The sequence below is a fragment of the Actinomadura sp. NPDC048032 genome (assembly GCF_040653175.1).
Lineage (GTDB): Bacteria > Actinomycetota > Actinomycetes > Streptosporangiales > Streptosporangiaceae > Spirillospora > Spirillospora verrucosospora.
In genome coordinates, this window is the sequence record NZ_JBEZJP010000341.1 from 1 (window position 1) to 9,344 (window position 9,344).

8 protein-coding genes and 1 pseudogene are annotated in these 9,344 nt (G+C 71.9%); 6 read left to right on the forward strand and 3 right to left on the reverse strand.

The annotated features are described in order from the left end of the window. The 3 genes and pseudogenes from AB0C69_RS31760 to AB0C69_RS31770 form a co-directional block, all read left to right on the forward strand. Positions 1-722: pseudogene (locus AB0C69_RS31760) on the forward strand (glutamate--cysteine ligase); the annotation flags it as partial. A gap of 72 nt (positions 723-794) precedes the next feature. After that, positions 795-1,481, forward strand: a complete 687-nt coding sequence (locus AB0C69_RS31765; RefSeq protein WP_345180405.1) for a response regulator transcription factor — start codon at positions 795-797, stop codon at positions 1,479-1,481. Then, positions 1,478-2,548: a HAMP domain-containing sensor histidine kinase gene (locus tag AB0C69_RS31770; protein WP_360358680.1), complete on the forward strand. Its 1,071-nt coding sequence runs from the start codon at positions 1,478-1,480 to the stop codon at positions 2,546-2,548. The genes AB0C69_RS31765 and AB0C69_RS31770 overlap by 4 nt, the downstream gene beginning before the upstream one ends. On the opposite strand, the gene AB0C69_RS31775 is transcribed toward AB0C69_RS31770, so the two are convergent. Both AB0C69_RS31775 and AB0C69_RS31780 read right to left on the reverse strand, forming a co-directional pair. Beyond that, a complete protein-coding gene (locus AB0C69_RS31775) occupies positions 2,526-3,080 on the reverse strand; it encodes an NUDIX hydrolase (RefSeq protein WP_360358681.1) in 555 nt (184 codons plus the stop codon). The genes AB0C69_RS31770 and AB0C69_RS31775 overlap by 23 nt on opposite strands. Next, positions 3,077-3,826, reverse strand: coding sequence for a GntR family transcriptional regulator (locus tag AB0C69_RS31780; RefSeq protein ID WP_345180412.1), 750 nt, complete (start codon positions 3,824-3,826; stop codon positions 3,077-3,079). Before AB0C69_RS31780 ends, AB0C69_RS31775 begins: the two co-directional genes overlap by 4 nt. 153 nt (positions 3,827-3,979) lie before the next feature. Here AB0C69_RS31780 and AB0C69_RS31785 point away from each other — a divergent pair, with 153 nt between their 5' ends. Continuing rightward, a complete protein-coding gene (locus tag AB0C69_RS31785; RefSeq protein WP_360358682.1) occupies positions 3,980-4,213 on the forward strand; it encodes a hypothetical protein in 234 nt (77 codons plus the stop codon). On the opposite strand, the gene AB0C69_RS31790 is transcribed toward AB0C69_RS31785, so the two are convergent. Then, complete coding sequence (locus tag AB0C69_RS31790) at positions 4,214-5,422, reverse strand: PucR family transcriptional regulator (RefSeq protein WP_244993805.1); 1,209 nt, start codon at positions 5,420-5,422, stop codon at positions 4,214-4,216. Positions 5,423-5,770: 348 nt separating this feature from the next. Here AB0C69_RS31790 and AB0C69_RS31795 point away from each other — a divergent pair, with 348 nt between their 5' ends. Together AB0C69_RS31795 and AB0C69_RS31800 are read left to right on the forward strand one after the other, a co-directional pair. Further along, the gene (locus AB0C69_RS31795) at positions 5,771-6,784 is read left to right on the forward strand and encodes an ABC transporter permease (protein WP_360358683.1); all 1,014 of its coding nucleotides are present in this window, start codon (positions 5,771-5,773) and stop codon (positions 6,782-6,784) included. A 439-nt stretch (positions 6,785-7,223) separates the two neighbouring features. Continuing rightward, positions 7,224-9,221, forward strand: coding sequence for a glycoside hydrolase family 15 protein (locus AB0C69_RS31800; RefSeq protein ID WP_360358684.1), 1,998 nt, complete (start codon positions 7,224-7,226; stop codon positions 9,219-9,221). Positions 9,222-9,344 lie beyond the last annotated feature (123 nt).

Genomic DNA, 9,344 nt, shown 5'->3' on the forward strand with positions numbered 1-9,344 from the left:
TGAAGAGCCAGGGCGTCCGCCCCCGCGTCTGGTTCGGCGAACGCTGGATCACCTCCGTGTTCGACCTCTTCGAGGAGAACACCCGGTACTTCCCGTCCCTGCTGCCGCTGTGCGACGAGGAGGACCCCCGCGAGGTGCTCGAGCAGGGCGGCATCCCCGAACTCGGCGAGCTCACCCTCCACAACGGAACGATCTACCGCTGGAACCGCCCCATCTACGCCGTCGTGAAGGGCCGCCCCCACCTGCGCGTGGAGAACCGCGTCCTGCCGGCCGGGCCGTCCGTCGCCGACGTCGTCGCCAACGGCGCCTTCTACTACGGCGTCGTCCGGATGCTGGCCGAGGAGGACCGTCCCGTCTGGTCCCGCATGTCCTTCGCCACCGCCGAGGAGAACCTGCACCGCGCCGCGCGCGACGGCCTCGAATCGACCCTCTACTGGCCCGGCATGGGCGAGGTGCCCGCCGCCGAGCTCGTCCTGCGCAAGCTGCTGCCCCTCGCCCACGAGGGCCTCGACCGCTGGGGCGTCGACCCCGCCCGCCGCGACCGCCTCCTCGGCATCATCGAGCGCCGCTGCGTCACCGGCCAGACCGGGGCCGCCTGGCAGATCGACACCGTGCGGACCCTGGAGGAGGAGCACGGCGTCGGCCGCCACGACGCCCTGCGCATGATGACCCGCGCCTACGTCGAGCACCTGCGCGACAACGAGCCCGTGCACACCTGGTAACCCGAAGATCTTCACAGCTCCCGCACAAATCACACCCTGCCTCCCCGAACCGGCCTTCTAGAGTCGGGTGGCGTGAGTGCACACGAGACGCGCGTCCTCGTCGTCGAGGACGAGCCGACGATCGCGCGGGCGGTGGCCGACCGGCTGGCGGCCGAGGGGTTCGGCGTCGAGACGGCCGGGGACGGGCCGTCGGCGGTCGAGCGCGCCCGCGCCTACGAGCCGCACCTCATCGTGCTGGACGTGATGCTGCCCGGATTCGACGGCCTCGAAGTCTGCCGCCGGGTCCAGGCGGAACGTCCCGTGCCCGTGCTGATGCTGACGGCGCGCGACGACGAGACCGACCTGCTCGTCGGCCTCGGCGTCGGCGCCGACGACTACGTGACCAAGCCGTTCAGCATGCGCGAGCTCGTGGCGCGCATCCGCGCCGTGCTGCGCCGCGTCGAGCGGCCCGCGATGGACGCCGGGGACGGCCCGGTGCGCGTCGGAGAGCTGGAGGTCGACCAGCGGGCCCGCCGGGTTCGGCGCGACGGGCGCGAGGTGCACCTCACCCCGACCGAGTTCGACCTGCTCGCGTGCCTACTGCGCAACCGCGGCGCGGTGCTCACCCGCGCCGTCCTGCTGGAGCAGGTGTGGGACTGGGCGGACGCGTCCGGCACCCGGGTCGTCGACAGCCACGTCAAGGCGCTGCGGCGCAAGCTCGGCCAGGAGCTGATCCGCACCGTGCACGGCGTCGGCTACAGCCTGGAGGCCGCGCCGTGACCGCCGAGGGCGCCCGGTTCGCCCGCCGGCTGTGGGCGCGGCTGCCCCGGCCGCTGGACCCGCTCCGGTCGATCAAGGTGAAGTTCGGCGTCGTGGTCGTCGTGACCGCGTGCGTCGCCGTCCTGATCGTGCTGTGGGGGTACCCGTTCGGATTCCGCGCCCGGCAGACGATGCCGGTCGGCGTGCTCCTCTCGCTGGTCGTCACCCAGCTGCTCGCCCACGGCATGACCGCGCCGCTGCGCGAGATGACCGCGGCGGCGCGGGCGATGGCGCGCGGCGACTACAGCCGCCGGGTGCGCGCCACCTCGCGCGACGAGGTCGGGGAGCTGGCGCAGGCGTTCAACCGGATGGCCGCCGACCTCGCCGAGGTCGACCGGCAGCGCCGCGAGTTCGTCGCGAACGTCTCCCACGAGCTGCGCACCCCCATCAGCGCGCTGCGGGCGGTGCTGGAGAACGTCGCCGACGGCGTCACGCCCGCGACGCCGGACGTCCTGGAGACGGCCCTCGACCAGACCGAGCGGCTCGGCCGCCTCGTCACCCAGCTCTTGGACCTGTCGCGGGTCGAGGCGGGCGCGGCGGCGCTCGACGTGACCGACCTCGACGTCGCCGCGTTCGTCGCCGACGTCGTCGCGGAGGCGCGGGCGGGCCGCCCGGAGGCGGTGTTCGAGCCGGACGTCACGCCCGGCCTGCGCGCCGCCGCCGACCGCGACCGCCTCCACCAGGTCGTCGCCAACCTGCTCGACAACGCCGCCCGGCACAGCCCGGACGGCCGCCCCGTCACGATCACCGTCCGTCCCTCGCACCCGCCCGGCGGACTGGTCGTCGAGGTGGCCGACGAGGGGCCCGGCATCCCGCCCGAGGAGCGCGCCCGCGTGTTCGAGCGCTTCTCCCGCGGCTCCGCGTCCGGCGCCGGCACCCCCGGCGGCGGCACCGGGCTCGGCCTCGCCATCGCGAACTGGGCCACCGAGCTGCACGGCGGCGACATCACCGTCATGGACACCCCGAGCGGCTGCCGCATCCGGGTCGTGATCCCCCCGGACCCCGCTACCCGGTCGAGTCCATGGTGAGCAGGGCGTACGCGGCGAGGGTCGAGTCGTCGGTGATGCGGCCGTCCCGGACGAGCGCCCTGAACTCCTCCCGCGTCACCCACTTCTGCCGCATGTCCTGCTCCTCGGGCTCCCGGTCGGCCTCCCCGGCCTCCAGGTCGGACGCGACGAAGACGGTGAAGCCCTGACCGCTCGTCCCGTGCGAGCAGTGCAGGTACCCGAGGCGCCGCAGCGTCCCGGCGCGCAGCCCGGTCTCCTCGGCGAGCTCCCGCCGGGCCAGCTCCTCCGGCTCGGCCTCGCGCCGGCCCGGGGCCGAGCCCTGCGGGAAGTTCCACGTGCGCCTGCCGATCGGGTACCGGTACTCCTCGACGAGGTGGAACCCGTCGCCCTCCACCGGGATGACCAGCACGAAGTCGGGCTTGTCGACCACCCCGTAGATGCCGCGCGAGCCGTCCAGCCGCTCGACCTCGTCCTCCCGGACGGCCATCCAGGCGTTCTCGTAGACGACCCGCGACGCGACCTGGCGCACGGCGGGCCGCTCCTCGCCGCTCACACGCCCGCCCCGTAGCGGTAGACGAGTTCGTGCCGGTCGCCGACCACCACCCGGTGGGTGGCCTCGACGACCCGGTCGCGCTGGTCGTGGGCGCGGCGCCACAGCGTCAGGACGGGCTGGTCGGGCTTGATCTCCAGGACCTCCTGCTCCTCCGGGCGGGGCAGCCGGCACGTCACCGTCTCCTCGAACGTGATCCGGTAGCCCGCCTCCTCCAGCCGGGAGTAGATGCCGCCCGGACCCGTGTCGACCTCGCGCAGCACCGGGACCTCCTCCACGATCTCAAGGATCACCCAGGTCGTCGCCGTCTGGACCGGCGGCTCCCCCTCGACGCCCTGGACGCGCGCCCGCTCCAGCACCCGCGTCCCGGGCGGGACGTCCAGGCGGAACGCGAGCCGGTCGTCGGCCTCCACCTCGGCGACGGCCGTCCGGGTGAACGGGGTGCGCCCGTCCCGCCGCGCCGACACGTGGAACCCGCGCCACCCCCCGACCTGCCGGGTGATGTCGGACGCCGCGCGCCGCACCCGCGGAGCCTCCCGCACCTGCGCGCCCGCGCCGTGCCGCAGCCGGACGAGGCCCTGCTCGGCCAGCAGCCGCAACGCCCGCCGGACGGTGGAGCGGTCGGCCTCGTACACGCGCGCCAGCTCGCGCTCCGACGGCAGCCAGGCCGCCGGGTCCAGTTCGCCCTCGACGATACGAGCGGCGAGCGCGTTGCTGATCGCCTGTGCCTTCGCGGGGGGTCGCGGCATACCAGATCCTGCTCCAGGTCGGTGCATTGACCTCATACCGTACAGATCCCACTCGCTCCCGCCCCCTCTTGGGGTTGCCGCGAACGCATTGTGGTCAGTGTTTGGTGGTTCTATGGTAGACCTACCATGAACCGACCGAGGGAGCCCCGCTTCATGTCGGCGACCATGTGCATGCCCGGTTGGCACAGCGAACGCTCGGACGCCGGCCTGCGCGCGACCCGCGTCACCCCCCTGTCGGACTACCAGCTCCTCAACGGCTGCCTCGAAGAGATCGTCGCCGCCGACGAGGGCGAGCTCTGGCTGCTCTGCGACGCGCAGACCCGGCTGGCCGAGCGCGTCGCCACCGCCGAGCGGCTGCGGTCCTCCCGTCACGCCGCGCAGCCCTGATCAGCCCCGCCGCAGGCTGACGACCTCGCCCGACTCCCCGACCGCCGCACGGGCCGGCGGCATGATCCGCTCCCCCGCGTTGTCGGCCAGCAGCGCCCGGGCGCGCAGCACGATCTCCAGGTCGAAGCGCAGGTCCGGATCCAGGAGCTGGTCGCCGAACAGCTCCTCCAGCTGGCGCAGCCGGTACCGGACGGTCTGCGGGTGGACGTGCAGCCGCATCGCGACCTCGTTGGCGTTGCGCCCCGACTGCAGCCACGCCAGCAGCGTCTCGGCGAGCCGGTCCTGCTGGCTGGCCCGCAGGTGCGCCAGCGGCGCGAGCCGCAGGTCGGCCAGCGAGGTGATGAGCCCCTCGTCCTGGAACAGGATCAGCGTGGACATGTGCTCCACGCTGCGGATCACGCCACTGTCGGCCTCGATCACGCCGCGCTGGACCAGGCACAGCGTCTTGCGCGCCCACTGGATCGAGCGCGCCGCCTCCATCAGCGGGACGGTCGGGCCGACGACCGCGAGCGTCCCGGACAAGGCGCGGTCCACGAGCTTGGCGCGGCCGGGGCCATCCGGGTCGGGGATGATCAGGCTGGGGGTGCGGCGGGTGAGGTCGGCCAGCACGTCCGGCGGGAACGCGGGCTGGCGGGTGTCGGCGTGGTGCCGGCCGAGCGCGACCGCTGCGACCGTCCGCGGGACGGGCCAGTGCGCTGCGGCGGCGAGGTCGGCGATCGCCTCCTGCGCGGCCGGCGGGTCGGCGAACAGCAGGTCGAGCAGGCGCTTGCGGCGGCGCTGCATCTCCCCCGCGACCGCCGCCTTGGCCTGCGAGAACCCCTCGGCGGCCGCGTGCGCGAGCTCGTCCTGGAACTGCATCAGGACCTCGCCGACGGCGCCGAGCGTGCGCGGCGGCACCTGCAGCGCCTCGGCGCCCTCGGTCATCCGGCGCCACGCCACCATGCCGCCGACCCGCATCGCCGTCTGCATCGCGTCGAGGCTGCGTCCCTCGCCCGCCTCGCCGCGGCCGATGGCGCGGAAGAAGTCGGTCACCGGAGCGGGGTCGTGGCCGGGGTCGGCCACCCGCTCGACGAAGAAGTGGAGCACGCGCTCCACGGCGAGCCGGAGGGTCCCCGAGTAGGAGCCGTCCCCCGGCCGGTCGTACTCCCTGACGCGCGTCTGAATCTCCTGGATCATGTCGTCCGCCACCTCGTCGAGGTGGGGTCGCATGTGATCCGCCAGTTCCCTCGGCAGATCCGCCCACGGGCGCCCGCTGGTGGTCGAACCGTCGTTCGCCACAGAACCTCCCAGCTCCGTCCCCCTGCGTTGCGCGCCGTTCACACGGGGTAATTACTTACTTATGGGACCTGTGTGGGGCAAATCATGACCCGCGACGTGCCCGAGGCGCAAAGTCTAGGTCGGCGAACGACCAGGTTCGGCCGGTGACGTGAGAAAAATTCACAAACTTCTCCGGCCGGGGGAAGCGGTTCCGTGACTTCCCCGAGACCGCCCTGATCAACAGGGCGCTCATCCTGGGTTCAGGCCCGGTGCGAGGCCGGGCGGACGGGACCGGGACACGTGTTCGCCTACTTCGTCCGGCGCCTCATCGGCGCCGCCCTCATGCTCCTGCTGATCACTCTGGTGACCTTCGGCATCTTCTTCTGGTTACCGAAGCTGGCCGGGCAGAGCACCGACCAGATCGCCGCCGCCTACGTCGGCCGGGCCTCCACCGCCGAGGCGATCGAGGCGACCAAGGAGCGGCTCGGGCTCGACGACCCGGTCGTCGTGCAGTACGGCCACTACCTGGAGTCGATCGTCGCGGGCGCGGACTACGACGCCGGCCCGGTCACCGACCACTGCCCGGCGCCGTGCCTCGGCTACTCGTTCCGCAGCAGCCAGCCGGTCCTCGGAACGCTGCTGGACCGGGCCCCGGCGACCCTCTCCCTGGCCCTGGGCGCGGCGGTCGTCTGGCTCGCGGGCGGCATCGCCACCGGCGTCCTGTCAGCGCTGCGCCGAGGCTCGGCCTGGGACCGCGCCGCCATGATCATCGCGCTGGGCGGCGTCTCGCTGCCGATCTACTTCACCGGCCTGGTCTCCCTCGCGCTGTTCTCCTACACCCTGAAGGTCTTCCCGGGCGGCGGCAGCTACCGGCCCCTCACCGACGACCCCCTGACGTGGTTCCAGGCCCTGGTCCTGCCCTGGGTGACGCTCGCGTTCCTCTACGCGGCCATGTACGCGCGGCTCACCCGGGCCGGCATGTTGGAGACGATGACCGAGGACTACATCCGCACCGCCCGCGCCAAGGGCCTGCCGGAGAGGTCCGTCGTGACCCGGCACGCGCTGCGCTCCTGCCTGACCCCGATCATCACGGTCTTCGGCCTCGACCTCGGCCTGCTCATCGGCGGCGCGGTGCTGACCGAGAACACCTTCAGCATCCCCGGCCTCGGACAGCTCGCCCTCACCTCGGTCCAGAGCGGCGACCTGCCCATGGTCCTGGGCGTCACCCTGCTCACGTCCGCCTCGATCGTCCTGCTCAACCTGCTGGTCGACCTGCTCTACGCGGTGATAGACCCCCGCGTGCGACTCGCCTGACCCCCGCGGCCGTATCGCTCTCAACCGAGGCTTCGCGCCCGAATCCTTCAGGTTGGCCGGATGCGGCCAAACCGGCGTCCTGGCGCCCCTGACGACGGGACGCGTTGCGGACCGCACCACTCCGGACGGTGACCGCCCTCCACGCATGATCGGCGCCACGGGCCTCATCGTGCCTGGCGGCTTCGCGCGCCGCGCCCGTCCGGCCGGCTTCGCGCCGTCCCGGAACCGGGCTCCCACTCCGCCGAAGCGCGGCAACTTATCACCTCCCCGTTTCCCCCAACAATGATCAAGCCGGTGTGAGAGGCGGGACGGTAACGCCCGTGGGTCCTGCGTGTGTCGGCTGTGTTGCTTCCGTCTGACATCCACGGACGGTCACGAATGTGTGCCACCTCACGTGGCGCACGCAACACACCCAACAACCCAGAGAGGAGAGAACGCTATGCGTAGCGAGCTCTCAGTACTGCTGCAGCGGATGCGGTGGCGCAGCCCCGCAAACGCCGCGGCGACCGCCGTCGTCGCCGGCATCGCCGACGTCATCGGCCGCAAGTACACGTCCCCCGACATCGGCGACACCGCCGTCATCGGGAACGGCCACGGCCGCCTCGCGGTCTTCGACTTCGCCGGGAACGTCTGCTCGTGGAACGTTCCCTTCGGGCACGGCGTGCCGGTCTGCAACGGCCTGTACGACGGATCGAAGACCACCGCGTTCCGGCTCGGCGTGGCCGGTGAGGACCGTCCGACGGACATCCGGTTCAAGGCCAACTCGGCCACCCTGGTGTCAACCTGGACGAGCCCCACGGGGCAGGCCAGGGAGGAGGCCGTCATGGTGGGGTCCCCGACGACCCCCGACGGCAACCAGCTGGTGCGAAGGCTCACCTGTGAGAGGGGGAGCGTCACCGCCACGCTGGACTTCCGCCTCCGCTACGGCCACGCGGGCGAGCAGCCGGTCCAGTGGACCGTCCTGCGATCCGGGCGCGGCTTCACGGAGTGCGTCGCCACCGTGGGGAACGTGAAGATGTTCTTCACGACCAACATGCACCTCACGTTCGAGGAGGGCGGGACCTCGGTCAGGGGGTCTCTGCTCCTGAAGGCCAAGAAGTCCGCCTTCTTCGCGGTCGGAGGACACGACAGCCTGTCGCCGCGGACCGACAAGGAGGCAAAGCGCCTCATCGTCGAGTCCGACAAGGGCTGGCTGAAGTACGTCCAGAGCCTGCGGAACCTCCGCGGCAAGTACGCCGAGATCGCGCTCCGAAGCGCGATCAACCTGCGGCTGCTGGGCTTCGGAAACGGGGGCTCGTTCTACGCGGCCGCCACCCGGAGCCTCCCGGAGGACGACCCGCGGCTCGGCCAGGCCGTGCGGTGCTGGGACTACCTGAAGGACTGGGAGCGTGACGGCGTCCTGACGGTGCTCAGCCTGACGGACGCGGGGGACCCGAAGGTCCTCCTGGCGCGCTACCAGTGGTACAAGAAGCTGCACGACATCCGCCACAGGCTGGCGATCATGCACGAGGTCGACGGCGGCAACGTCGCGAGCAACCTCGAGGTCGTCATCCCCGGGATCGGTCACCGCGGCTCGGTCTACCGCGTCGGCAACGGCGCGGGCGACCAGAAGCAGCACGACTGGATCTCGTACGCGGCGGAGGTGTGCTACCGCCTGGCGCTCCAGGGTCTGATCGACCTGGAGTTCGTGGCGTCCCTGGCCGTGCAGGCCAGGGCGGCCATGTTCGAGCCGTGCTCCGGCGTCTGGGAGATCCGCCCCGCGGAGAACCAGGAGAACGGCGCGAAGTTGCGGGTCTACGCCTCGGCGCAGATCCTCAACGGCCAGGCTCTGGCCTACTTCTCCAAGATCTTCGAGATGGCGGGGGAGCAGGAGAAGGCCCGGGAGTACAAGGCCCTGGCCGCCAAGGTCATGCCGTGGGTGCGGGACGAGTGCGTCAAGCACGGCGTCATCGTGGCCGCGCCCGACATGCCCGTGCTGGACTCGTCGATCCTCCTCGCCTTCATGCAGGCGCCGGACATCTTCGAGTCCGTGGACGAGGAGCTGGTGCGCGCCACGGCGCTCGCCATCGACGCGCCCCACACCGCCGCGGGACCCCTCAAGGGGCTCCGCGTCGGCAAGGGGCACGTCCGCTACCACGCGGCCGAGTTCCAGGACGGCATCTCCCTCGCCGAGGAAGGGCTGTTCAACAACATCACGGGCTGGCTGGCCATCGTGTTCCTCCTGCTCGGCATGCCCCGACGTGCCGAGACCCTCATGGGGGAGCTGATGGGCATCCTCAACCGGGTGCGGCAGGCCACCGAGGAGAACACCCCCGAGGGCCACGCCCTCGGGAACCTGAACCAGGCGTACGTCTACCAGGCGATCATCTGGTTCGCTCTCCTCTTCGAGGCCCTCATGGCCGAGATCGAGGAGGCGCTGGCCGCTGAGGCGGTCTAGCACACCAGCCGCACCGTGCAACTCGCGGTACGGCAGCAAGTGAATCGTGCCGGCCCGTGCCTTCGGGCACGGGGCGGGACGCCCACACCAGAAAACCCGTGCCGCGGGGTACCCTAGGGGGGC